Annotated in this window: 20 protein-coding genes; 13 read left to right on the forward strand and 7 right to left on the reverse strand. The window is 59.1% G+C overall.

Annotation, left to right across the window (positions count from 1 at the left end):
- Nucleotides 1-10: 10 nt before the first annotated feature.
- Entirely contained in the window at nt 11-1,192 is a 1,182-nt protein-coding gene (locus tag MSNKSG1_RS02230; RefSeq protein WP_008937609.1) for a thiolase family protein, read from the forward strand.
- Between the two features lie 341 nt (nt 1,193-1,533).
- On the opposite strand, the gene MSNKSG1_RS02240 is transcribed toward MSNKSG1_RS02230, so the two are convergent.
- Both MSNKSG1_RS02240 and ilvG read right to left on the reverse strand, forming a co-directional pair.
- On the reverse strand, nt 1,534-1,809 hold the full coding sequence (locus MSNKSG1_RS02240) for an ACT domain-containing protein (protein WP_008937611.1): 276 nt from the start codon (nt 1,807-1,809) through the stop codon (nt 1,534-1,536).
- Nucleotides 1,806-3,503, reverse strand: a complete 1,698-nt coding sequence (gene ilvG / locus MSNKSG1_RS02245) for an acetolactate synthase 2 catalytic subunit (RefSeq protein ID WP_008937612.1) — start codon at nt 3,501-3,503, stop codon at nt 1,806-1,808. The genes MSNKSG1_RS02240 and ilvG overlap by 4 nt, the downstream gene beginning before the upstream one ends.
- A 297-nt stretch (nt 3,504-3,800) precedes the next feature.
- Here ilvG and MSNKSG1_RS02255 point away from each other — a divergent pair, with 297 nt between their 5' ends.
- From MSNKSG1_RS02255 to MSNKSG1_RS02265, 3 genes are read left to right on the forward strand one after another with little or no spacing between them, the layout of a single operon-like run.
- Nucleotides 3,801-4,883 (forward strand): efflux RND transporter periplasmic adaptor subunit, encoded by a 1,083-nt coding sequence (locus MSNKSG1_RS02255; RefSeq protein WP_008937614.1) that lies wholly within the window; start codon nt 3,801-3,803, stop codon nt 4,881-4,883.
- Between the two features lie 5 nt (nt 4,884-4,888).
- The gene (locus MSNKSG1_RS02260) at nt 4,889-7,984 is read left to right on the forward strand and encodes an efflux RND transporter permease subunit (protein WP_008937615.1); all 3,096 of its coding nucleotides are present in this window, start codon (nt 4,889-4,891) and stop codon (nt 7,982-7,984) included.
- A gap of 2 nt (nt 7,985-7,986) precedes the next feature.
- Entirely contained in the window at nt 7,987-8,757 is a 771-nt protein-coding gene (locus MSNKSG1_RS02265) for a pseudouridine synthase (protein WP_051067755.1), read from the forward strand.
- On the opposite strand, the gene MSNKSG1_RS02270 is transcribed toward MSNKSG1_RS02265, so the two are convergent.
- Nucleotides 8,717-10,576, reverse strand: coding sequence for a putative bifunctional diguanylate cyclase/phosphodiesterase (locus tag MSNKSG1_RS02270; RefSeq protein ID WP_008937617.1), 1,860 nt, complete (start codon nt 10,574-10,576; stop codon nt 8,717-8,719). The genes MSNKSG1_RS02265 and MSNKSG1_RS02270 overlap by 41 nt on opposite strands.
- Nucleotides 10,577-10,595: 19 nt before the next feature.
- On the opposite strand from MSNKSG1_RS02270, the gene MSNKSG1_RS19075 reads away from it, so the two are divergent.
- From MSNKSG1_RS19075 to MSNKSG1_RS02280, 4 genes are all read left to right on the forward strand, one after another.
- Nucleotides 10,596-10,802, forward strand: a complete 207-nt coding sequence (locus tag MSNKSG1_RS19075) for a hypothetical protein (RefSeq protein ID WP_152638691.1) — start codon at nt 10,596-10,598, stop codon at nt 10,800-10,802.
- A gap of 135 nt (nt 10,803-10,937) precedes the next feature.
- On the forward strand, nt 10,938-12,413 hold the full coding sequence (locus tag MSNKSG1_RS02275) for a sensor domain-containing diguanylate cyclase (protein WP_264622949.1): 1,476 nt from the start codon (nt 10,938-10,940) through the stop codon (nt 12,411-12,413).
- Entirely contained in the window at nt 12,403-12,717 is a 315-nt protein-coding gene (locus MSNKSG1_RS19565) for a GGDEF domain-containing protein (protein WP_264622950.1), read from the forward strand. The genes MSNKSG1_RS02275 and MSNKSG1_RS19565 overlap by 11 nt, the downstream gene beginning before the upstream one ends.
- A gap of 88 nt (nt 12,718-12,805) precedes the next feature.
- Nucleotides 12,806-13,414: a methyltransferase family protein gene (locus MSNKSG1_RS02280; RefSeq protein WP_008937619.1), complete on the forward strand. Its 609-nt coding sequence runs from the start codon at nt 12,806-12,808 to the stop codon at nt 13,412-13,414.
- 2 nt (nt 13,415-13,416) lie between these two features.
- Here MSNKSG1_RS02280 and djlA read toward each other — a convergent pair whose 3' ends face one another.
- Nucleotides 13,417-14,196: a co-chaperone DjlA gene (djlA, locus tag MSNKSG1_RS02285; protein WP_008937620.1), complete on the reverse strand. Its 780-nt coding sequence runs from the start codon at nt 14,194-14,196 to the stop codon at nt 13,417-13,419.
- A gap of 50 nt (nt 14,197-14,246) precedes the next feature.
- Nucleotides 14,247-17,075, reverse strand: coding sequence for an HD domain-containing phosphohydrolase (locus MSNKSG1_RS02290; RefSeq protein WP_008937621.1), 2,829 nt, complete (start codon nt 17,073-17,075; stop codon nt 14,247-14,249).
- A gap of 81 nt (nt 17,076-17,156) precedes the next feature.
- On the opposite strand from MSNKSG1_RS02290, the gene alkB reads away from it, so the two are divergent.
- Nucleotides 17,157-17,807 carry a DNA oxidative demethylase AlkB gene (gene alkB, locus MSNKSG1_RS02295; RefSeq protein WP_008937622.1) on the forward strand — a complete coding sequence of 217 codons (651 nt, stop codon included), beginning with the start codon at nt 17,157-17,159 and terminating at the stop codon, nt 17,805-17,807.
- A gap of 3 nt (nt 17,808-17,810) precedes the next feature.
- Here the strand turns inward: alkB and MSNKSG1_RS02300 are convergent, their stop codons facing one another.
- Nucleotides 17,811-19,091 carry an MgtC/SapB family protein gene (locus tag MSNKSG1_RS02300; RefSeq protein ID WP_008937623.1) on the reverse strand — a complete coding sequence of 427 codons (1,281 nt, stop codon included), beginning with the start codon at nt 19,089-19,091 and terminating at the stop codon, nt 17,811-17,813.
- Between the two features lie 272 nt (nt 19,092-19,363).
- Here MSNKSG1_RS02300 and MSNKSG1_RS02305 point away from each other — a divergent pair, with 272 nt between their 5' ends.
- The 4 genes from MSNKSG1_RS02305 (at nt 19,364) to MSNKSG1_RS02320 (ending at nt 23,678) form a co-directional block, all read left to right on the forward strand.
- Nucleotides 19,364-20,851 (forward strand): SulP family inorganic anion transporter, encoded by a 1,488-nt coding sequence (locus MSNKSG1_RS02305; protein WP_008937624.1) that lies wholly within the window; start codon nt 19,364-19,366, stop codon nt 20,849-20,851.
- Between the two features lie 65 nt (nt 20,852-20,916).
- The gene (locus tag MSNKSG1_RS02310; RefSeq protein ID WP_227497932.1) at nt 20,917-21,768 is read left to right on the forward strand and encodes a universal stress protein; all 852 of its coding nucleotides are present in this window, start codon (nt 20,917-20,919) and stop codon (nt 21,766-21,768) included.
- Nucleotides 21,769-21,971: 203 nt separating this feature from the next.
- Nucleotides 21,972-23,084: a cyclopropane fatty acyl phospholipid synthase gene (cfa, locus tag MSNKSG1_RS02315; protein ID WP_051067756.1), complete on the forward strand. Its 1,113-nt coding sequence runs from the start codon at nt 21,972-21,974 to the stop codon at nt 23,082-23,084.
- A gap of 360 nt (nt 23,085-23,444) precedes the next feature.
- Nucleotides 23,445-23,678 (forward strand): hypothetical protein, encoded by a 234-nt coding sequence (locus MSNKSG1_RS02320; protein WP_152638692.1) that lies wholly within the window; start codon nt 23,445-23,447, stop codon nt 23,676-23,678.
- A gap of 78 nt (nt 23,679-23,756) precedes the next feature.
- Here MSNKSG1_RS02320 and MSNKSG1_RS02325 read toward each other — a convergent pair whose 3' ends face one another.
- Nucleotides 23,757-25,022, reverse strand: coding sequence for a hypothetical protein (locus MSNKSG1_RS02325; protein ID WP_008937628.1), 1,266 nt, complete (start codon nt 25,020-25,022; stop codon nt 23,757-23,759).
- Between the last annotated feature and the right edge of the window lie 429 nt (nt 25,023-25,451).

Consider the following 25,451-nt stretch of genomic DNA (forward strand, 5'->3'; position numbering starts at 1 on the left):
GAGGTTGGTTATGAGTAACAACGACGTAGTGATTGCGGGTTCGGCCCGTACCCCGATGGGCGGCATGATGGGTGCACTCAGCAGTGTTCGCTCTCCGGAACTGGGCGCTGTCTCCATCAAGGCTGCGATTGAGCGTTCCGGACTGCAGCCTGCCGACATCCAGGAAGTGATCATGGGCTGCGTACTGCCCGCCGGCCTGGGCCAGGCGCCCGCGCGGCAGGCTTCCCGGGCCTCGGGTATTCCAGACAGCTCGGGTTGTACCACCGTCAACAAGATGTGTGGCTCCGGCATGCAGGCGGTGATCATGGCCCACGACCAGATCAAGGCCGGTACCAACAGCATCATGATTGCCGGCGGCATGGAAAACATGAGCCAGGCGCCGTACCTTCTGCCGAAGGCTCGCGCCGGCATGCGCATGGGCCACGGCCAGGTGCTGGACAGCATGTTCCTGGATGGTCTGGAAGATGCCTACGAAGGCGGCCTGATGGGCGTGTTCGCCCAGCGCACCGCCGACAAGGAAAGCATCACCCGCGAACAGATGGACGATTTCGCCATCCGTTCGCTGGAGCGTGCCAACGAGGCGATTTCAAAAGGCTGGTTCGAGGCTGAAATCGCGCCGGTGACCGTCGCCGGTCGTGGCGGCGATACCGTGGTGGATACGGACGAACAACCCGGCAAAGCCCGGCCCGAGAAAATCCCCCAGCTGAAGCCCGCCTTCGCGAAGGACGGTTCGGTGACCGCCGCCAACGCCAGTTCCATCAGCGACGGTGGTTCAGCCCTGGTACTGACAACCGCCGGCGAGGCAGAGGCCCGTGGCCTGAAACCCGAGGCGCGTATCCTGGCCCACGCCACTCACGCACGCTTGCCGTCCGAGTTCACCCTGGCGCCCATCGGTGCCATCGAGAAGGTGCTGAAGAAGGCCAACTGGTCGGTGGATGACGTCGATCTGTTCGAGATCAACGAAGCATTCGCGGTGGTCACCCTCGCGGCGATGAACGCCCTGAACCTGCCGGCAGACAAGGTCAACGTCTACGGCGGCGCCTGCGCCCTCGGTCACCCGATCGGCTCCTCCGGCTCCCGCATCATCGTGACCCTGATCAATGCCCTGAAGCAACGCGGCCTGAAGCGTGGTGTTGCATCGCTGTGCATCGGTGGTGGCGAAGGAACCGCGGTGGCTATCGAGCTGCTTTGACCGTGGTCTCAGAGTTCTGACCTAGCCTGCCGGTTTGGGGGCGGGTCAGGGGGTGGGGGTACCTTTTCTTCTGGAAAAGAACTCGCTGCGCTCAGGCATCTTTTCCTTGCCAGAAAAGGTACCCCCACCCCCTGACCGACAGAACAGGTTCAGATAGGCCAGGAAAAGAATCTGGTCATTCCGGAGATATAACTGCCAGATGATGACGGGCACGGGGCAGTAGGGCATTGTTCGCCAGAAAAAGATGTCTGAGCGAAGCGAGTTCTTTTTCCAAGAAGAATGCCCTACTGCCCCGGGACCAGCCCCCAATCCCCGCAGGCTAGGAGCCAAGCCAGAAACGATTACGCACTTCGCGACTGAAGCACCCCGCCGTCAAGAACAACCTCCGCCACGGTATGCAGTTTCTCCAACTGTGACTGCAACATCCCGATGGGGCGGGCGCCTTCCAGGGTGAGGGCGATGTCCAGCTCTCCATCGACGCTTTCCATGCTCATCCGGGCGATCCGGAAGCCGCGAATGCGCACCACCTGGCACAGCCGCTCCAGTGCTGCGGCCTCGTGGGCCATGCGGCAGTTCAGGGTATAGCTTGGCATTGATGAGGGGGATTGAGGCTTCATGCAACTTGCTCCTTCTTGGCGGTGGTGCGTCTCGGTTCGTCGATCATGTCGCGGTTGCTGGCGCCGGGTTTGACGATGGGCCAGACGTTTTCTTCACGGGCGATGGCGACGTGCAGCAACATCGGGCCATTGTAGGCGAGGATGGTTTCGATGCCCCGGCGGATCTGGTCGGTGCGTTCGATGCGCAGGGCCGGGATGTCGAAGGCCCGGGCCATGGCGACGAAGTCGGGGTTGTCGTCCAGGTTGATCTGGCTTTCCCGGTTGTCGTAGAACAGCTCCTGCTGCTGGCGGACCATGCCCAGGCACTGGTTGTCCAGGACGATCAGTTTGATCGGCAGGTTGTAGCGGCGGATGGTGGCCAGTTCCTGGGCATTCATCATGAACGAGCCGTCGCCGGTGACGTTGATGACGGTGGCGCTGCGGTCGGTGAACTGGGCGCCGATGGCGGCGGGCAGGCCGAAGCCCATGGTGCCGAGGCCGCCGCTGGTGAGGTGGTGACGGGGGCTGTCGAACCGGTAGTACTGGGCGACCCACATCTGGTGCTGGCCGACGTCGCAGGCAATGACGGTGTCGTCCGGTGCAATGCCGGATAACTGGCGGATGAAGGCCGGGCCGGTGATCGGTGACAGCGGCTCTTCGTTATCGGCGGCGTGGAAGCCGCTGGTGGTATGCCAGGTCCGGCACTGGGTCTGCCAGTTACTGATGTCCAGTGGGGCGTCCGCCAGTTCGGCGGTGAACGCGGCCAGGATCGAGTTCAGGTCACCCCGCAGGGCGATGTCGGCAGGGCGGAGTTTGTTGATTTCGGCGGCGTCGGCGTCCACGTGGATCATCCGGGCGTTGGGCGCGAAACCGTCCAGTCTTCCTGTGGCCCGATCGTCGAGGCGGGCGCCGATCACCAGCAGCAGGTCGCATTCATCCACTGCCCGGTTGGCGGCCCGTGAGCCATGCATGCCGAGCATGCCCATGTCGGTGGGGTTGTGTTTGCCGGCATTGCCAAGCCCCTTCAGGGTGGCGACGGCAGGCAGGCCGGAGGTCCGTGCAAACTCGCGGAAGGCGTCTTCGGCATGGGCGAGGGAAACGCCACCGCCACTGTACAGCAGCGGTTTTCGCGCCGACCGGAGCATGTCCATTGCCTCGCTGATGTCGACCGCCCCGGGCGTCTGATGTCCGGGCGACGGGGGCGTGTCCGCTTTGACGTCGGTCAGCAGGATGTCCTTTGGAATGTCGATCCACACCGGTCCGGGTCGGCCACTCTGGGCCAGTTCGATGGCTTCCTCGAGGATGGCCGGAATCTCGTCGGCGTTGTCGATCAGGTAACTGTGTTTGACGATGCCGAGGCTCATGCCCAGGACATCGGTTTCCTGGAAGGCATCGGTTCCGATCAGTCCGGCCGGGACCTGGCCGGTGATGACCAGCATGGGGATGGAGTCCCGGTGGGCGTTGGCGACGCCGGTAATCAGGTTGGTGGCGCCGGGGCCGGAGGTGGCAATGCAGACGCCCAGCTTGCCACTGGCACGGGCGTAGCCGTCGGCGGCCAGGGCGCAGGCCTGTTCGTGGCGGCACAGCACGTGTTCCACACCCACATCGTCCACGAGCGCGTCGTATAGCGGCATGATGCAGCCGCCGGGATACCCGAATACGGTGTTGATGGAGTGGCGGTGGAACGCTTCAAGAATGTGCTGTGCGCCGTTCATGGTCGTTTTTCCCTTTTTCTTTGCCGCAAAAAAAAGCCCCCGGGACCTTTCGGTGCCGGGGGCTTCTGGTGTCTTGTCAGGTTTGTCGCTATCTCACCCGCTTGTCCACGCAAAAGCCCCCGGATGGCACCACGACCACCAGGACAAGCTTCACAAGGACGACGACTGCGTTGAGATTCATGGTATCGACAATCTGCTCTGAATCTGTAAAAGGATTGTGTGTAGAATCTACCCCACGTTTTTAACCGGTTGCAACCGTTAATTTGCGCTTTTTTGAACACGGACAGTGAGCATTCAATGACGAAAGCAAGATGGGGATCCCTGGGGCTGGCATTGCTGGTGGTGGTTCTGCTGGTGGTCTGGATGGTAACCGGTCAGGTGAAAACCGCTTCGGACAAGGCGCCGGAGCCGAGAGCAAGCGACGGTCAGTCACTGACCAGTGTGCAGGTGGAGACCCTGACCGCCCGGATGCACCAGCCGAGCATTCTGTTGCAGGGGCAGCTGGAGCCCTGGCATTCCGTGGCACTCAGCGCCCAGGTGTCCGGAACCATTGAATCGCTGAACGTGGGATTGGGCGAGCAGGTCACCCGGGGGGAGGTGCTGGCCCGGATTTCCGATGACGGCCGCTCGGCGCTGGTAGACCGTTGGCAGGCTCGTGCCCGTAAGCTTGAGGCGGATCTGTCGGCGGCCCGAAAGCTTCGGTCCAACAATTTCACCGCGGAAACCGATCTTCTGGCGTTGGAGAGTGACCTGGCGGCGGCGAAGGCCGAACTCACATCCGCCCGGCTGGCGGTGGATCACCTCACCCCGAAAGCCCCGTTCGATGGCATCATCAACGCCAGGAGCGTGGAGCCCGGCTCGCTGGTTCAGACCGGTGCGCCTCTGTTTGAACTGGTCCAGATTGATCGACTGAAAGCGACGGGGCAGATTCCGCAGCAATCCGTCGACCAGGTTGCTATCGGCCAGCCGGTTCGGATTGATCTTCTCGACGGCGGTCAACTGCAGGGAGTGGTGACGTTTGTCGCCAGCGCCGCCGATCCGAAAACCCGGAGTTTTGCCGTGGAGGTGGCCGTCGAGAACCCCGATCTCAGGCGGGTGGCCGGAGGCAGTGCCAGCCTGCGGATTGCGCTTCCTGCGGTGAAGGCGCTGTTCATTTCGCCGGCGTATCTCAGTCTGGGAGACGACGGTCGCCCCGGTGTGAAATATGTGGACCAGGATGATCGCGTGGTGTTCGCCCGGGTCCGTCTGCTCAGTGTGTCCACCGATGGCGCCTGGGTGACGGGACTGCCGGATGAGACCCGCCTGATCACCCGGGGTGGCGGCTTTGTCGCCGAGGGTGAGAAGGTGATTCCGGTGGATCGCTCCGATAACAAGGGCTGAAGCGTATGCGGGCTTTGATTTTCGCGGCGATGGACCGCAACCGGACCACTCTGCTGGCGCTTCTGTTCCTGATCCTGGGCGGTATTGCCGCGTTCAAAACCATTCCCAAGGAAGCCAATCCGGACGTGACCATCCCCATGATCTACGTCTCGATGACGCTGGAAGGGATCAGCCCGGAAGACGCGGAACGCCTGCTGGTGCGACCGATGGAGCAGGAATTGCGCTCGCTGGAGTCCATCAAGGAGATGCGGGCGACGGCCTCGGAAGGCCATGCGTCGGTAATTCTGGAATTCGATGCTGGCTTCGATGCCGACAAGGCGCTCCAGGATGTCCGGGAGAAGGTGGATACGGCCCGCAACAAACTGCCCGGCGAGGCCGACGAACCGACCGTCAACGAAATCAACGTCTCGCTGTTTCCGGTGTTGTCGGTGGGGCTTTCGGGGCCGCTGTCGGAGCGTGAGCTGATTACCGTCGCCCGTCGTCTTCAGGACGCCATCGAATCGATCCCCGAGGTGCTGGAGGTGGAGATCGGCGGCGATCGGGAGGACCAGCTGGAAGTGGTGGTGGATCCCCAGGTGCTGGAAAGCTACGGCATCGATTTTGACCAGCTGGCCAGCCTGGTGACCCGCAATAACCAGCTGGTGGCGGCCGGCTCCCTGGATACCGGAAACGGCCGCATGGCCCTGAAGGTACCCGGGGTGATCGAGAACATCGAAGACGTCATGTCCATGCCGGTGAAGGTGGACGGCGATACCGTGGTGACCTTCGGCGACGTCGCCATGCTCCAGCGGACCTTCAAGGATCCCACCGGTTTCGCCCGCATCAACGGGGAACCGGCACTGGTTCTGGAAGTGTCCAAGCGTTCCGGCGCCAACATCATCGAAACCATCCAGCAGATTCGCACCCTCATTGATCAGGCCCGGCCCAGCCTTCCCGATACCCTGGACATCCGGTACATCATGGACCAGTCCAACGAAGTCCGGGACGTGCTGTCCGATCTGCTCAACAACGTACTGACGGCCATCGTACTGGTGATCATCGTGATACTGGCCACCATGGGGCCGCGTTCGGCGCTGTTGGTGGGCCTGACCATTCCGGGCGCCTTCCTGACGGGCATTCTGGTGATCTGGGGCATGGGTCTGACCCTGAACATTGTGGTGCTGTTCAGCCTGATACTGGTGGCCGGGATGCTGGTGGATGGGGCCATTGTGGTCTCTGAGCTGGCGGACCGGAACCTGTCCGATGGCCAGTCGGTGAAAACCGCCTGGGCAGAAGCTGCCAGCCGGATGGCCTGGCCCATCATTGCTTCCACGGCCACCACGCTGGCGGTTTTCGTCCCGTTGCTGTTCTGGCCCGGCGTGGTGGGTGAGTTCATGAAGTTCCTGCCGATCACCGTGATCATCTGTCTCACCGCTTCCCTGGCCATGGCACTGGTTTTCCTGCCGGTCCTTGGCGGTGTCAGCGGTGGCCGACGTGCACGCCGGAGTGCGGGGCAGGGCCGCTTCATGCGGCTTTACCGGAGCGTGTTGTCACGGCTGCTTCGGTTCCCGGGATTTACCCTGCTCGGGGTGCTGGCAGTGATTGTCCTGATCTATGCCGCTTATGCACGGTTTAACCATGGCGTGGAGTTTTTCCCGAGCGTCGAGCCGGACTCGGCGCAGGTTCAGGTGCGGGCCCGCGGGGACCTGTCGGTGCGGGAGCGGGATGCCATCGTCCGCCAGGTGGAACAGCGACTGCAGGGGATGCCTGAAGTCGAGGCCCTGTATGCCCGCTCCATGATCAACACCAGTACCCAGCTGGCACCGGATGTCATCGGGGTACTGCAGTTTCAGTTCACCGACTGGTACACCCGTCGTCCTGCCAGCGCCATCCTCGCGGATTTCCGGGAACGGACCCGGGACATACCGGGAATCGAACTGGAATTCCGCAAGCAGGAGGGTGGACCCGCCGGTGGAAAACCCATCGAAATCCAGATCGGCAGTCGTGACAGCGGCGCGCTCAACGGGTATGTGGACGCGGTGGAAGCGAAAATGCGTGAGCTGGACGGGTTTGTCGAAATCGAGGACGACCGCAGTCTGCCTGGCATCGAATGGCGCCTGAAAGTGGATCGCGAGGCAGCCGCCCGTTTCGGCACGGATGTGCTCAGCATTGGCAGCGCGGTGCGACTGGTGACCAATGGACTGACACTGGCCACCTACCGCCCGGAGGATGTCCGGGACGAGGTCGATATTGCGGTCCGCGTGCCGAATAACTGGCGCGAACTGGACCAGCTGGAACGGCAGACCATCAATACGCCCCGTGGCCAGGTGCCGCTGTCGCAGTTTGTCTCCCTGGAGCCGGGTGACAAGACCGGCAGCATCATGCGGGTGGACGGCCAGCGTACGGTCACGGTGAAATCCGACCTGGCTCCTGGCGCTCAGGTGGATGCCATGCTCCGGTCACTGCAGAAGGTCATGCCCGAAGCTCCCGAAGGCGTCACGGTGAAATTCGCCGGTGAGAATGAGGACCAGCAGCAGGCCGCCACGTTCCTCGCCACCGCCTTCCTGGTGGCCATTGGCCTGATGTTGCTGATTCTGGTAACCCAGTTCAACTCGCTGTATCAGACCTTCCTGATCCTGTCGGCCATTGCGCTGTCTACCGCGGGCGTCCTGCTGGGGCTGTTGCTGAATAGCCAGCCCTTCGGGATCGTGATGGTGGGGATGGGCATCATTGCCCTGGCGGGGATCGTGGTGAACAACAACATCATCCTGATCGACACCTACAATCAGATTCGCCGTGACGGTGCCGAGCCCTTTGACGCTGCACTCGAAACCGGTTGTCTGCGTTTGCGCCCCGTGCTACTGACGGCCATCACCACGGTGCTGGGCCTGATGCCCATGGTGCTGGGCATCAACGTCGACCTGCTTACGCCGTCGCTCGGCATCGGGGCGCCGTCCACCCAATGGTGGACGCAGCTGTCCAGCGCCATTGCCGGCGGTCTGGGCTTCGCCACGATACTCACTCTGCTGCTGACGCCGGCGCTGCTGGTGCTGGGTGAGCGAGCTGGCCGGAGAATCCGAAGCCTGGTACAGCGGAAACCTCGGAACCTGGACCAGACCTGATGATGGCCAATCCGCTCACTGAGCTGTTTCGTGATGAGCAGTTGCTTGTGGTCCACAAGCCCGCGGGCCTGCTGGTCCACCGCAGTCCGATCGACCGCCATGAAACGGAATTTGCCCTTCAGTACGCCCGAGCGCTGAACGGGGGCGAGTATGTGTATCCGGTGCATCGCCTTGATCGGCCAACGTCCGGTGTGCTGATGTTCGCACGCAATCCGGAAGCGGCCCAGACGCTGGGCAAGGCGATGATGGCCGGCGAGGTTCACAAGACCTATCTGGCGATGGTCCGCGGTTGGCCTCCTGAAGCCGGCCTGATTGATCATCCTTTGCGGGAGGAAGCGGTGGATCGGCGGTTGAAGGATCAGGCGCAACCTGTGAAGGAGGCCAGGACCCGTTTCCGGACACTGGCCACCACGGAGATTCCGGTGGCGATCGAACGCTATCCCACCAGCCGCTATGCCCTTGTGGAGCTGTTTCCCGAGACCGGGCGCAAACATCAGCTGAGACGGCACCTCAAGCACATCAACCATCCGATCATCGGCGACGCCAATCACGGTCGCGGACGGCACAATCGCTACTTTGCCGAGCGGTTTGGCGAAGGACGGCTGATGCTGGCGGCTACCCGCATTGTCTTCCCACACCCGGTGTCGCGAGAGCCGTTGGATGTGCAGGCTCCCCTGGAAGCATCGTTCCTGAAGGTATTGTCGGTCTTTCCGGGATTCCGATACGAGGCGGCTAAACCCGGTCTTCAGTCCGGGTCAGAAATCGCTGGATAAACTCGTCCGAGGGCAGTGGACGGCTATAGCGATAGCCCTGGAGGTAGTCGCAAGACTCCTTGTGCAGCCATTGTTCGTGTTCTTCCGATTCCACACCCTCGGCAACGACCGACAGACCGAGTCCTTTGGCCAGCCCCAGTATGGAGAGCGTGATGGCACAGTCGTCTTCGTCCTCTGGCAGGTCCCGGATAAACGAACGATCAATTTTTATCCGTGAGAAGGGCAGACTCTTGAGCCGGGACAGTGACGAGTGGCCGGTTCCAAAATCGTCAATGGCCAGTTCTGCACCGGCTTCTACCAGGCCCTCAAGTACTCTGCGGATGGTGTGAAGTTCGCCCTGGATGGCATCTTCGGTTACCTCGAACTGGAGCGCTGATACCGGCATACCATGCTCTGCGCAAAGATCCCTGACGAGATCGGGCAGCTCCGGAACCAGAACCTGCTCCGCCGCCAGGTTGACCGATATGATCGGTAACCGGATGCCCGAATCGTTGCAGGAACACCAGAACGCACAGACTCGCTTGAGAACATTGGTGCCCAGTTTGTACATGAGGCCGGCGTTGCGTGCGATATCGAGAAATTCGATGGGGGACATCCATCCGCGTTTCGGGTGATTCCAGCGGACCAGGGCCTCCATGCTCTCCAGGTGGGTACCGGTACGATCCATGATTGGCTGGTAAAAGACATCCAGCGCTTCCTCGTCCAGTGTCGCCCGCAGGTCCCGTTCCAGGACGAAGCGTGAGCGGGCGGTCATCTGGATTTCCGAATCGAACCGGATGGAGCGGGCCCGCCCCTCCCGCTTGGCGTGGTACATCGCGGCCTCGGCACCCCGGAGTAGTTCTTCGGCGTTGGTTCCATCAACCGGGTAGTGGCAGATGCCGAGACTGACGCTGACCATCAATTCATGGTCGTCAAGCCGGACCGGTTCGGCCATCCTCTCATGTATTTCACGGGGCGCCGACTCGATCAGAGCGTCCGGATCCTGTGGCCGGAAAAGGACCGCAAACTCGTCGCCTCCAATCCTGGCCAGCAGGTCTGCGTCCTCGATTTTCATGCTCTTCAGACGCTGTCCCAGTTCAGCAATGACCTGGTCGCCGGCCTGTGGGCCGAGGCCATCGTTGATGGATTTGAGGCGATCGATATCCACCCAGATAAGCGTAAGGTTCGTGTCTCGATAGGATGAAGTCTCACGGATCAGCTGTTCGATCCGGTCCTTGAGTGAGTTGAGATTGGCGAGGCCCGTCATCGAATCGTAGCGGGTCATGTAGTCGATGGTTCGTTTAGAGCGGGCCCAGGCCTCGTGGGTGTTAATCAGGCTGATGGTGTCGGCAATGGCGACCACCAGTGAGATTTCCGGGAGCGTCCAGGCATGGGGCGCCCGGGTTTCCAGGCAGATAACGCCGCTCATTCGCTCGCCGTCGAAAATGGGAGCGTCCAGCATGGCGTGTATGCCTTCCGGTATCAGGTAGGTTGGGTCGAACGACCGGGTGCGGTCATCCTGTCGGGCGTCATCGACTGCGATGACACGCTCCATGATGAGTGCGTCGAAATAGGCGGGATGATTGTCCCGGAACAGTTCGAGGGGCGGTTCCGGCTGCTCCTGGAAAGCCAGCGAGAGGTCGTGCAGCCACTCGCAGATGATTCGGTCCCGGTCGGGCGAGAGCAGCCACACACTGACTCGTTCGATGTTTAGGAGTTCGGCACACAAGCGGGTCAGTTCCGCGAGTTTCTGGTGCCGGGGTTGGTGGATAAAACCCCGCCGATGGCTGAGTTCCATCAGTGTCTTGTGATAACTGACGAGCGCTTCACTCTCTTGCATGGACGACCCTGAGCCGAAAATGTCCAGACGAAAAAGCCGGGACCCCGGAAGCAGGTCCGCTGTCTGTGGTTTTGATATCGATTTTAATCTGCCGGACTGCTTAAAAATATGGCACCTCGCCAGAATTATGTCCAACGCGCTGCCGGGGCTCGTGGTCGGGGTGTTGCGTTTTGTAGCCTTTCTTATCGATTTGCGTGATTTGGTTCACGGCGCGGGCAAAAACTGAAAAGCTGATTCATAATTTGGCTGGGAATACCTATAACAATACCAATGTCCGGGAATGGCCGTGTCAAAAACTCTTCAGTATCTTGTTTCCGTGCTTTTGTGCGTTCTGTCCGCTTCGGTGTCGGCGGAGCCGGCCATGTGGGATTCGCACAGCAAGCAGCTGGAGCTGTCCCGGTTTGTAGATATCTGGCAGGAGCCGGCCACGCCCGCCACGATTGCCGACGTTCGGGCACTGCCTGACAGTGCCTGGACGAGAAACGGTAGTGACAGCGTCAGTCTCGGATACGGTGACGAGGTGTACTGGTTTCGGGTGAAAATCCGGAATCGAACCGGCGAGGTGAAGAATCCCTACCTGGAGATCGGGTATCCGGTGCTCGACCACATCGAGGTCTACGCGGATTCTTCGGCCATTGACCGTGAACCCCTGGTGTTGGGCGATAAGCAGCCCTTCTATGATCGGCCGATTCCCCACCGTAATTTCATCGTACCCATCGACCTGGCGCCGGGGCAGGAATCGGCGGTGTATCTTCGTGTTGATACCACCAGTTCCATGCAGGTCCCGCTCACCCTGTGGGATCCCAGTGCGTTTTACTCGGCTGAAGAATCAAGGGGGCTGTTCGAGGGGCTCTACTACGGCATTGTCCTGGTGATGATCCTGTACAACCTGTTTGTCTTCATGGCGGTCGGTGAGCGAAGCTTCCTGCACTACGTGGGCTACATCACGGCCATGCCCCTGTTCCTTGCCTCCCTGCACGGCATGGCATTCCAGTATTTCTGGCCCAATGCTACCTGGTGGAATGATCAGTCGATCATTGTGTTTCTCAACCTGGCAATCCTGTTCGGGGGAACGTTCAGCATACGGTTTATCAATGTGTCCCGGGCGAATCATCCCTACCTGAACCGATGGACAGTGGCCCTGGTCATGGTGGCGGGCCTGCTTGCTGGCTCAGCCCTGTTCGTGCCTTACCGGGATCTGATCCTGCCAACCATTCTGGTGGGTGCCGTTGGTTGCAGCACGATGCTGGTATTGAGCGTCGTACGGTGGATGCGCAAGGATCCGGCGGCCCGGTATTACACCATGGCTTGGGTATTCATGTTGTTTGGCGGAATTGTGCTGGCGCTCAGCAAGTTCACGGTGTTACCCCGGAATATGTTTACCGAAAACGCGACCCAGGTGGGGTCGGCGCTGGGGGTCATTCTGCTGTCCCTCGCCCTGGCAGACCGTCTGAACCGGGAGAAAAAACGGGTTCTCGAATCCCAGCAACGACTATTGCGGGAAGAGCGAAAGACCCGCATGGCCCAGACCAAATCCCTGCGGGTCCAGCAGGAAGCCAACGTGATGCTGGAACAGCGCGTCCAGGAGCGTACCCGGGATCTGGAGGTGCTGAAGGAGAGACTGATGGAGCTGAACGCGACCGATGCCCTGACCGGCCTGAAAAACCGGGGGCATTTCGACGCGGAATTCCAGTCTGCCGTGGTCAGGGCCTACCGGTACGAACAGCCCGTTTCGCTGCTGATTCTGGATATCGATCACTTCAAGAATTTCAACGATGCCTATGGGCATCTGGTGGGAGACGACTGTCTCAAGATGGTGGCCCAGTGTGTCCGGTGACATTGCGGCCCGCTACGGTGGTGAGGAATTTGTGGTCGTTTTACCGGAAACCCCGGAAGAGGGGGCTGCACGGGTGGCTGAACGTATTCGTCAGGAGGTCGAAAAGACCGCGTTCCGGGTGTCCGGTGAGGTGCTCCATGTGACGGTCAGTATCGGCGTCTGTACAGCGTTGCCCACAAGACCTGATGCCACCAAAGAGATCTTCCACTGTGCCGACGAAGCGCTGTATGAAGCAAAAGGCCGGGGCCGGAATCAGGTGGTGCAGGGCCAACAGAACGTGGCTATTCGCTCGGAAACCTCCTGACAGCCAGACTTCCGGTGGTGCCGGGCACTTTTCAATCCTTGCTCCAGGGATTAAGCTCGTTGGCTAAACTTAGCTGTAAGTGTGCCCGATGCTTTTGATTGAACCCCTCGTGCGGCATTTCCTGGGTATTTTCTTTCTGATGATCGGCCTGCAATTTGCCGGCCGGACTCTTGGATTGTATGCCCGACTCCAGTTTTCCCACATCAACTATGGTGTGCGGGGCAGTGCGCCCTGGTGGCATCGCCACACCTTCAACGTGTTCCGCGCCGCGATCCTTGGCGTCTGCATGGCGCGTATCTTCGTCGATATCGATTCCTGGCTGGGCGTGTTCAACAGTCTTTACCAGGGCTGGATTCTTCTGGTGGGTATGGTGCTGTTACTGGCCTCCTACAGTGCTGTTAACTACCTGCAAGCTTACATGCATGAGGAGTGGCGTTCCGGGATAGATTCACACGGGGACCGGCAGAAGCTGCTGACGAGTGGGCCCTTTGCCCGGAGCCGGAATCCGCTGTTCCTGGCGGTAATGACGGGGCAGTTGGGCTTTTTCCTGGCTCTGCCGAGCGTGTTTTCGCTCGTCTGCCTGGTGGTGGGCGTGGCCGTTATCATGCGCCAGGCGAGGGAAGAGGAAAAGGCGCTGGCCCGACAGTTTGGCAAAGCCTATGACGACTATCGGGCCCGGGTGCGGCGCTGGTTCTGACGCTACGCCGCCTTTTTGCGGGCTTCCTTGATCACATCGTACGCATGGCTGATTTCCCGGGTGCGTTCCTCGGCCATCTCGCGCATGCTCTCTGGTAAACCCTTGCCTGCCAGTTTGTCCGGATGGTTCTCGCTCATCAGTTTGCGGTAGGCGCGTTTCACTTCTGCGTCGCTGGCCGAGGCGGAAACTCCGAGGACCTTGTAGGCATCGTCGATCTGTTGGTCGCTGGACCGCTGACCGCCTCCGGCCTGACCGGCATGCGCTCCGCGGAGCATGGCCTCAAGCTGGTCGACCTGGCTGTCTGGCAGCCCCAGGCGCCGGGCAATCCGCACCAGCATCTGGTGCTCTTCCGGGTGAATCACCCCGTCAGCCGCGATCGCAGACACCTGTACCTGGAGAAACATCTGCAGCAGTGCCGGCTGGCGCCCGCTGATGCGGAGAAAGTGATCGAGTTCGCTGTCCAGATCAAAATCCGGCGATTTGCCCCGGTTAAAGGCTTTTTTTGCAGCGGCCCTCTGCTGTTCATTCATCCGGAAACGGACGAACATGGTCTCGGCCATCTCGATCTCGTCCTGGGTGACGACCCCATCGGCCTTGCAAAGTGCCCCCATGACGGCGAAGACGGATTCGACAAAGCCGCTCTGGATATTCTGGAGTTTGCCAATCAGGCGGGTTTTGGCGCGATTGAACAGGAACGCACCGATGGCGGCACCGATGATGAAACCGGGAAACCGGCCAAAGGCGTAGCCAATCAGGCCGCCAACAATCATTGCAAACAGCATTAAGTTGTCCTTGGTTCAGCGAAAACACGACCTCAGAATATACGGGTTTTTCAATCACGATTCATGAAAAGGCTTTCATTCACCTGATCCCGCTGCTCTGGCCGCAGGTGTTGTTCAGCGTAGTGACGATAGACTCCCGAGGTGAGGAACAGCTCGAATACGTCCCGGTCGATGTGCCCGTCGTCCACCATACGAGCCATGATGGTCAGCGATTCCGTCAGCGTCTTGCCATCCTTGTAAGGCCGGTCAACCGCGGTCAGTGCCTCGAACACGTCGGCGACCGCCATGATTCTCTCGGGTATGCCCATCTCCTCGCCCTTCAGCCGACAGGGGTAGCCTTCGCCATCCATGCGTTCATGGTGGGTGCCCGCGAGTCTGGGGACATTGGCCAGGCGGTCTGGCAGGGGCAGGGCATCGAGCATGCAGATGGTCTGAACAATGTGTTCGTTGATCTTGAAGCGCTCTTCATCGGTAAGTGTGCCCTTCGCGACGGTCAGGTTATGGATTTCTCCAAGGTTGTAGGCGTAGTCGGGCAGTTGCATGTCAAAGCCCCAGCGGTTCCGGGGGTCGTCCCGTTCCACCGGTGGGCGATGTTCACCCCAGGGGTGGATGTGTTCCGGTCTGTCTGCCAACAGCGGCTCCGCGGCCGGCAGGTCAGGTTCAGGAACCTCCTTCAGGCGCTGGTATTCATCCGACGAGAGGCCGAGCCGGTCGCTGAAATGGCGCGTCCAGGTTTGCCGGCCGATAGACTCGACCCGCTCCCGGTCGGCATCGCTCATGAACTCACCGCCCTTGTTGGCGTATGCCAGGAAAGTGAAATCGGCCATGAGCTGATCCCGCCGCCGGTCCCGTCGTTGTCGGGCCGCCGGCTCATCCTCACCTGCGGCCACGGCCTGGAGATACTCGATCTCGGCATCCCGGTAAAGCACCTCGAACCGCGTCCGGATTTCGTGAATGCGGTTGTACAGGGTTTCCAGTTTGACCGCCTTGTCCACCACATACTCGGGGCTGGTGATTTTGCCACAGTCATGCAGCCAGGCCGCCAGGTGGAACTCGTAACGTTCTTCGTCGGTCATGCTGAAACTGGCGAAGGGTCCATGGGTGATGGCCTCTGCCTGGTCGAGGATCATCTGGGCGAGCTTGGGGACACGTTCACAATGCCCACCGGTGTACGGGGATTTGGCATCGATGGCATTGGCCACCAGCCGAATGATGCCCTCGAGCAGTGCCTGTTGGCTTTCGATCAATTCCCGGGTTTCGATGGCCACCGCTGCAGATCCTGCGATCTCGTCCACGAAGACGATCAGGTCGTCACTGAGATGGGTGTGCTCGCCGTGCTCCATTTCGATGACCAGCACCCCGATCAGTTTTTTCTGGCGATTCCTGAGGATTGCGAAGACCGGGTGCCCGCCGATGTGGTGCCGGAGGTGGTGGATCAGATCATTGTCGTCAAGCCCGGGATCCAGATCGTCGAGGCCGCGGGGAAGGGCCGAGTGGGTATCGACCGCCAGATTCAGTCGCCTTTCCTGCCGGTCGAACAGGTAGATGCCGCCGCGCTTCTGTCCCAGGATCTGGACGATCTGCTCCAGTATGTCGTGCAGCAGGCGGTTCAGATCCTGGCCCCGATTCAGAACCGATGCGATGTTCTGGAAGCTGTGAATGGTGGTGGCCATATCGTCCAGCGCAACACTGAGTTGGCGGGCTTCCCGGATGTGGGAATCCGACCGGACAGCGGTATCGAAGCGAAAGCGGGACAGCTGGCTGACCTGGTCGGTCAGTTTTTCCAGGGGACGGCCGACCCGGCGACCCAGGAACCAGCCAATAACCAGCAGGAGCAGCGCAACGCCGCCTGCGATCACCGTTTGCCGGGCCAGGGCATCCCATACGTCGGCCAGCAGCTCGTCCGCGGGAATCGCCACCGCAATTCTCAGGTTCTCCTTCGACAATGCCTTCAGCGGTTCGCTGAAGCCATACCATTCCCGTTCCTGGGCATTGAAGTGGGTGACGGCCGTGTCACCGACGGTCTCCCCACGGCCGTCAAGCGCGGTGGCGATTGGAGCATCCAGCTTCTTGGCGACTTCGGAATGCGCCAGCAGTGTGCCCTCATCATTCACGATTGCGATGCGGGTGCCCGGTGTCTGGCGCAATTTTGACAGCTGCTGGCTCAGATCGCTGACCGTGACATCGATGCCGAACACGGCGGTTGGCGCCCCCGGCCCCCCCGCTGCGCTGCGGTGAGAGAGGGTGAGGCCGGTTTCGTGGGTGGTGAAGAACACATAGGGGTCAGACAATTCCGTCTTGTTGGACGGGGTTGCGGCGATGAACCAGGGTCTTTGCCTCGGGTCGAACTGGTAGTCCGGTTTCTGCAGACGGGATATCGGATTCAGTTGTTCGTCGTAGAACGTCCACTCGCCATCAATCCCGGCCTGGCTGCGGGTGACCGATTGCAGCAGATAGCGGGCGGGCGACGGCGCGTCCGGAAACTGCAGGGTGCCGGAACTGCGAATCTTGCGGAGCAGAAAAAAATCGCCGTTACCCCAGCCAACGTAGACGGCACTGACAATGTCACTGGAGCGGAGTATGTCAGCGAGCATGCCCAGACGCTGGAGCCTCTGTTGATAGGTCCTGGACAACGCGAGAGGGTCGTGGCTGAGAACCGCCAGTGCCGTTGATGGCGGCGCGGTGATGGCGTGAATACGATCGTCAACGCTGATGGCCAGTTGCTTTGCCGTGGCACTGGCCGCGCTCACCTTGGCGGTTTCCATGCCGCGGAAGCTCTGGCCAATCAGGATCAGTGCAAGCACCAGCATGCCGACGGTGATGGTGAATGCGATCAGCAGTGCCAGGGAAATCTGCGTCGACTGGCGGTTACCGTACATTGTTGATCCTTCGTGAAAACCTACTCAAAGGGTAGACTGCCCGAAGGGGTTTTTCCGCTTTGCAATGGGAGACCGAATTCTATGACTCTGGATCTGTTCGACAACGCCCAGCCCGAATACTCGCAGGAGGTCCTGGAGGAGGGAGCCATTCTGCTAAGGGGATTCGCACGTGCGTCGGCGCAGACGCTGGTCGCGGCGATCGAGTCTGTTTCCGGTCAGGCGGCCTTTCGCTATATGGAAACCCCCGGTGGCCACACCATGTCCGCGGCAATGACCTGTTGCGGCGAGCTGGGATGGGTGACCGACCGGCGGGGCTATCGTTATACGCAGAATGACCCAGAGACCGGCGCGCCCTGGCCGGAGATGCCGCGGGTTTTCCGGGAGCTTGCCGTGATGGCAGCAGAGGCGGCGGGTTTTCCGGGATTCGCCCCGGATGCGTGTCTGATCAACCGGTACCGTCCGGGCGCGAAAATGGGATTGCATCAGGATCGCGACGAACGGGATTTCAGCCAACCGATCGTGTCAGTCTCCCTTGGTCTTCCCTTGGTGTTTCAGTTCGGTGGACCCCGGCGCAGCGACCGGCCCCTGCGGGTACCGCTGTCGCACGGGGATGTGATCGTCTGGGGCGGACCGGTGCGGCGTCATTACCACGGTGTGCTGACGCTCAGGCGCGGTGCGCATCCGTTGACCGGTGACTGCCGGTATAACCTGACCTTCCGGAAAGCCGGTTAGGGGTTACTGGAACCAGGCCACGGCCAGGCCAGCCGCAAGGGAAATCACCATCGGTACAGCCACCAGCATGCCGGTGCGCCGGTTACCAATGCCCCAGGCCATGCCGGATTTCACCAGGTTGTTGACCGAGGCGGCGATGACGATGCCAATGACGGCAGTTTCCATACTCAGCGAGTTATTGGATAACCGGGTCAGCGACAAGGTGATGGCGTCGATGTCCGCGACACCGGAACTGGCCGCCAGCATGTAGATACCTGCGTCCCCGAGCCAGCTCTGCAGGAATTCGCCCAACAGCAGGATAGCTGTGAGCAAGCCGCCAAAGAGCAACGCAGATGTGAGGTCCAGTGGGTTCTGGTTGAGGGTCGGCTGGGAAACCTGTAACGCGCCGGCGTTGGTTCGCCAGATATACAGCGCAGGCCCGTAGAGCAGGAGTGTCATGGTGGCAACCGGCCATATCAGCATGGGCAGGAGATCCCGGTTGATCACAAAACAATAGACGAGGATCCGGGGAAACATGGTGCCACAGGCGATCAGGATGCCTGTGGCGAACTGGGGACTGAGCTCGGGTGTGCGTGCGGATTGCCTGGCAAAATGGAGCGTCAGGGCGGTGGAGGAACTCAAACCGGCAAACAGGCTGGTGAACAGGATGCCTTTTCGGGTACCGGCGACCCGGATGGCGAAGTAGCCGACGAAAGAGATCGAGGCAATCATCACCACCATCCACCAGATCTCATAGGGATTGAGTACGCCCCCGGGGCCCATCTTTGCGTTTGGCAGCAGAGGCAGCATGACCACGGTGATCAGCAGAAGCTTGAGCGCCGCATCCAGCTCGTGGGCCTTGAGCCGGTAAACCCAGCCGTGGATCTCCTGCTTGTTGTCGAGGATGATAGCGGTCACGACGGCGCCGGCGGTTGCCATTACCGGATCGGCGGCCACTGCGATGGCGCCAAAGCAGAAGGTCAGTACCAGGCCAATGAGGCCGGTGATGCTGAAATTGCGGATGTGTTCGAGGCGTTCGTTGAAGGCGACGATGCCGATGGCCACCACGCACACCAGCAACACCGGAAAGGCCCACTCGGTGATATCCCTCGCCAGGACGGCGGAAATGCCCCCCAGAAGCCCCACCAGTGCGAAGGTCCGGATCCCGGCAATGCGCTGTCCTGACTTTTGTTCCCGGGCGTCCCAGCCACGTTCAATACCGATAATGGCGCCCAGCAGGAGGGCAACCGCCAGGTCGATGGTGGTCTGATTTGAAGCGATGAACTGGCTGGCAACGTCATCCATGGATGGCGGGGTACTCCTGTCGCGGCTGGGTTTACTGGAAGTTTTAACGGAAAACCAAAGGTTTGCAAACCTAATGGGCGTTGTATCCCCGGTGGTCGTGGTGATCCGGGTAAGCACGATCCTTACTTTCCGGGCCCGGTTCTGGTAAGCTTCGCGGCCTTTTTTTGCGACCGTGTGCGGTCTCCCGAGCAGATACGACCCTCCGCCGTTCCCGTCACGGGTCTGGCATCCATGCTGTTGCTGCAATCAATTTAACTGGACTCGCATTTTTTATGGTGAACGCCCTTAAAGCCAACTGGTTTTCCAATATCCGAGGCGACGTGCTCGCCGGAATCGTTGTGGCCCTGGCGCTTATTCCCGAGGCCATCGCTTTTTCCATCATTGCCGGTGTGGACCCCAAGGTGGGGTTGTACGCCTCATTCTGTATCGCGGTGGTGATTGCCTTCGTTGGCGGTCGCCCAGGCATGATCTCGGCCGCGACCGGTGCCATGGCGCTGCTGATGGTCACCCTGGTCAAGGAGCATGGCCTGCAGTATTTGCTCGCAGCCACGCTGCTGACCGGTGTGTTCCAGATCCTTGCGGGGATGCTGAAACTCGGTGGGCTGATGCGGTTTGTCTCCCGATCGGTGGTGACCGGCTTCGTCAACGCCCTGGCGATCCTGATTTTCATGGCCCAGCTTCCGGAACTGACCAATGTGACCTGGCACGTGTACGCGATGACCGCGGCGGGCCTGTGCATTATCTACCTGTTCCCGCTGGTCCCGGTGGTGGGGCGGCTGATTCCGTCGCCTCTGGTTTGTATCGTCTCGCTGACCGCTGTCAGCGCCTTCCTGGGTCTGGATATCCGGACCGTCGGTGACATGGGGGAACTCCCGGATGCGCTGCCGATCTTCCTGTGGCCTGAGGTCCCGCTGAACCTTGATACCCTGATGATTATCCTGCCTTATTCGCTGGGTCTGGCGGTCGTGGGTCTGCTCGAGTCGATGATGACGTCCACCATCGTGGATGACCTGACGGACACCACCAGCGACCGGAACCGGGAGTGCCGGGGGCAGGGCATTGCCAACATTGGTGCCGGTCTCCTTGGCGGCATGGCCGGCTGCGCCATGATTGGCCAGTCCATCATCAACGTGAAGTCCGGGGGCCGGACGCGCCTGTCCACGCTGACCGCCGGCGTATTCCTGTTGATCATGGTCGTGGTGCTCGACAACCTGCTGGTCCAGATTCCCATGGCGGCATTGGTGGCGGTGATGATCATGGTCTCCATCGGTACCTTCTCCTGGGAATCCATCCTTAACCTCAAGGAGCACCCGCCGTCCACCAACATTGTGATGGTGGTGACCGTGATTGTCGTCGTGGCGACCCACAACCTTGCTTTTGGTGTTCTGACCGGCGTACTGCTGGCGTCGCTGTTCTTCGCCAATAAGGTGGGGCAATACATGATGGTGACGTCAGAACTGGATGACCGGGGCGAAACCCGCACCTATCGGGTGGTCGGCCAGGTGTTCTTCAGTTCCTCGGAAAAATTCATTGATTCCTTTGACTTCAAGGAAGCGGTGGATAAGGTGGTTATTGATCTGAACCGCGCTCATTTCTGGGACATCACAGCGGTGGGTGCGCTGGACAAGGCGGTCATCAAGTTCCGGCGTGAAGGATCGGACGTTGAAGTGATCGGCCTGAACGAGGCCAGTGCGACCATTGTTGACCGGTTTGGCGTGCACGACAAACCGGATGCCGTTGACCAGCTGATGGGGCACTGACCATGGCCGAAGAGACGAACAGCGCCGTTGAACGCCATAATAACAACCACCGAGGCGAGGAAAAGATGTTGCGAGTAGTTGCCTGTATCGATGGGTCCCGTGCCGCTCCGGCCGTGTGCGATTACGCATCCTGGGCGAGCCGGCAGATGGCGACGCCTCTGCTGTTGCTGCATGTTCTTGACGAAGAGCGGTATCCGGCGGAACCGGATCTGGCGGGCAGCATTGGTCTGGGTAGCCGCGAGCAGTTGCTGGACGAGCTGGCCGAACTGGATCGCCGACGCGCCAAGCTGGCCCTGGAACACGGTCATCATATGCTGGACGACGCGGAGCGCCGCGTAAAAGAGGCGGGTGTGGACGATGTCATCCAGCGTCAGCGCCATGACACCCTGACCGAATCGCTGCTGGCGCTGGAAAACCAGACACGCTTGCTGGTGATGGGGCTTCACGGAGAAAGCAGTTCCGACCGCGATGTCCACATTGGCAGCCAGCTGGAGACGGTTATCCGGAGTGTGCATCGGCCAATTCTGCTGGTGCCCGATGAATACACTGCGCCGAAAAGCGCCATGTTGGCGTTCGACGGCAGCCCCACTGCCTTCCGGGGTGTGGAACTCCTGGCGGGGAGTCCCGTCCTGAAGGGCATGCCACTACATCTTGTTATGGTCGGGCCAGATACCAACGATCGTTGGGAACAGCTGAATCGGGCGAAGAAAATGCTGTCAGAGCTGGATTCCGAAATCACCCCGGCCATCCGGGCCGGTGATGTCGAGCCGGCGCTGCACGAATATCAGGAAGAGAATGACATCGATATCCTGGTGATGGGGGCCTATGGCCATTCCCGCATCCGCCAGTTTCTGGTGGGCAGCACCACGACTACGATGCTCAAAACCGCCCACAAGCCGCTGGTCATCCTCCGCTAACGTTCCCCGACAGTCGGGGCATAATGCCCCGACTATTGAATCGATTGACAGTTTCAACCCCGCCTGCCGTGACAATCGTCTATGTTTACAGTGAAGGCCGTCTGTTTTGACGCCTGTTTCGCTTTCCTTGAATTCGAAGGGGAGGGGCCGATTTGACTGACATCGCTTCCAATCACCGAACCGCCCGCAGCGGCGACGCCCGCATGCCGGCGTCTGAACGGTACATGGCAGAATTGCTCACAGAAGCCGGTATCCGTCTGGGCGGGCACCGCCCTTGGGACATCCGGCTCAACAAGCCGGGCGTGGCCGAACGCGTTTTTGCCCGGGGCAATCTGGGCCTTGGCGAGACCTACATGGAAGGCGCCTGGGACTGCGACCGCCTTGACGAATTCTTCCACCGTCTTCTTCGGGCGGGGCTGCAACACAAGGTCCGCCCCGCTCGGCTGATTCTCCATATGCTCAAAGCTCGCCTGTTCAATCGCCAGACCGATCGACGTGCCTGGCAGGTGGGAGAACAGCATTATGACCTGGGCAATGAATTCTATGGCGCCATGCTGGATCCTCGCATGACCTACACCTGCGGGTACTGGCGCGAGGCCGATAACCTGGCGGAAGCGCAGGAGGCCAAGCTGGACCTGATCTGCCGCAAGCTCCGGCTCGAGCCCGGAATGCGCGTGCTTGATATCGGGTGCGGCTGGGGCAGTTTCATGAGTTATGCGGCGGAACACTACGGCGTTGAGTGCGTGGGCGTCACCATTTCAGAAGAGCAGACCGCCTGGGCCCGCGAGCGTTATCCGGGTCTTCCGCTGGAGTTCCGCCTTCAGGATTACCGGGAAGTGGATGAGCCGTTCGACCGTGTGGTCAGTTTGGGCATGTTCGAGCATGTCGGGCACAAGAACTACCGGACATTCATGGATGTGGCGCACCGCTGCCTGAAAGACGATGGCCTGTTCCTGTTGCACACCATTGGCAGCAACGAACGCTCTCCGGGATCGGATCCATGGATCGACAAGTACATCTTCCCGAATGGCGAGATTCCTGCCTTGCATCAGGTCAGTGAGGCGGTGGATGGCCGCTTCGTGGTGGAGGACCTGCACAACTGCGGCGCGGATTACGACCGGACACTCATGGCGTGGTACGAGAACTTCAATCACGCCTGGCCCCGTTTCCGGGAGCAGCTTGGCGACCGATTCTACCGGATGTGGCGTTACTATCTGTTGTCCTGTGCCGGTGCCTTCCGGGCCCGGGATCTCCAGCTCTGGCAGTGGGTATTGTCGCGGAAGGGCCTTGAAGGCGGGTATCGCCGGGTGAGCTGAGTCGGGGGAGCCGTTGACTTGACCCCGAGTAATTCTTTTTTAGACAAAGTGCGGCTCTACGCCGCACCGTTGTCGACTTAAAAATTCCAATAAATCGTAATTCGAAATTGGACATTTCAAAAATAATTGTTATAAATCAATAAAAATATTCAAATCAATAAGTTACAAGTCTCACCAGCTGGCGCTTGTAGAGCGCTCCAGCCTCACAGCAGCTTGTTGTTAACAGCTGTCCGTCCTTTTGGTTTCGTTACTTATTTCATGGTTAATTAAGTTCATGAAAAATAAGAAAAAATTGACGATTTGATCGTCGAGTGATAGTTTTTATGTTGAACTGGATTTGGCTAATTATGGGGGAGGATGATGAATCATAGACTATCGATCACTTGGAGTAAGAGCCATCGAGAACGCTTCGAGAAAGTCCTCTCCACCGCTTTGGAAAATGGGCAACTGAAGATAACTGACAATGGGAATTTCAGTTTTGCAGATGAATTTTATGAAGTCGCGGAAGCTAAGTTTCTTTTAGAAAAAATGCCAGGAGACATGTTCGAAGAAAAGGTCAGTGCTTGGGTCAAGAAAGCACAACGTTTTGATTGAGAAACGGCCGCGTGCTATAAGCCTATGATACGGCGGCTTGTAAGAAATTCTGCACTGGCGCTGACGCCCTCGCTTTTTTCATTTGTATATCAAACCCTGCTGGAGTTTGATCCACCGCACAGCTTTCTCAATCGAAGAATTCAGGTCCAGCTCTTTGAGTGGTGAATATGTTTCAAGGTCGGATTCGATCATGACAGATACTTGGTCTATCAATTCTTTAGGAACCGCGAAGTCCAGTGATGCCTGATTCTTTGTGGGGTCTATAGAATCTGCTTTGCTTTCGAGCCAGATCAGCCAATTTTCCCGCTTGTTGGAGTGTTGTTCGGGACAATCCATTCCTCTCATGGCTTCAACTAAACGTCTAATCCGAAGGGCCTCTTCATAATAAGCAACGCAGCGATTTAGCCCCTCCTCACACTGACGGTTGTAATCAAGAGCTTTACGGACCAGGCCTGACAGGCGACTCTCTAACCTCTCAATGCGTTCGCTATTTTTTCTTTCAATTTCAACCCGCTTTACTCGTGCTACCTCCTCCAAAATACCTTTGATGATCTCAGGAATTCGTTCTTCCAATTTCTTTCGTTTGTTGTCTTTGATTTCATGCATCCACGACCATGTGCCGAACTGGAATCGCAAAGTACCTGTGCTGTGGTACCGATATTCCCAAGTCGTCCATCTACTCTCCGATTTCACTCTCTCTTGCCGACGATGCTCCGTAATCGTGAATAGGATCTCTACCTCATCAATAAATACTGAATTCTTATTTCGATCTTTGTCTGATGGGATTTGTGTCTTCCATTGGTTCTTTTGGAACTCCCTAAGAATGGTGTCCATGAGCAGAAGTGCTCGTTCTACCATTTCCGGCATGACTGCTATTCGGATCACCGCAGCCGAGCCTGGTAACACATGTTGGTATTTGTAATCCCTCGCTGCTTTTGGAGAGGAATAGGTCTTATATGCCTTCCGGATAGTCGGCAGGGTCTCTGAAATAGACTTGGCTGGACGTTGATCCGTTTGGGTAGACTCACTCCTGGAGGCAGCTATCGGCTCAGACGTCTGAGCCTTCTCCGTCTGTGCTTTCGGATTGTCCGAAGCTGATTTCTTCCTTGGCTTTCTGGGCTTTTCCTCGAGAGTAACTATTTCGTCAGGGGCTCCAGTCAGTGCCGGTTGGCTGGGTGATTTTCCCATTGAAACTAATGTCCAATGTCCCGGCTTCGGCAGAGGAATGTTCTGCTCCTTGCTGGCATGAGTAATTGTGTTTGGATCGATTGCCCATACTGAGGCAAGCTCCTTCCGGGGAGTCGACCAGAGAGCCTCATAGAGCGCCTGCCGGGTGATTTTCATGGGGGGCATCCTCGTTTAATCTTGGATCGTGCAAAGTGTCGGTCCTGAGCTGATTCAAGAATGAGCGGAAAACCTATTACAATGAAGGAAGTATAGTTAAAACAAGCGCTTTATTTTGCCTAGATCAGAATGTGAAAGAGACCAAATTTGACGAAACTGAGGATTTGGCAGTTTAGGTAGGCTTGCCGATAAGGGGCACACATGCCCCCTGACGTTCTAGCCCTGATCCCAAATTAGGCTTGCCCAGAATTGGAAAAACCGCCCTCTGAAATTAAAAGAAAAGCCATCCCTTCGATTTTTATTCCTCTTCGTGACTTGCAAGCTGCTAAAGGCCCTTCCACCTATTCATCGTGTTTCCTTCTCCTCGCCGACTTAATTTAGGTGTAATTAAGTATTTGAAAATAAAGAATAAAATGTTTGACGGCGGAG

It is taken from the genome of Marinobacter santoriniensis NKSG1 (assembly GCF_000347775.1).
GTDB classification, from domain to species: Bacteria; Pseudomonadota; Gammaproteobacteria; order Pseudomonadales; family Oleiphilaceae; genus Marinobacter; species Marinobacter santoriniensis.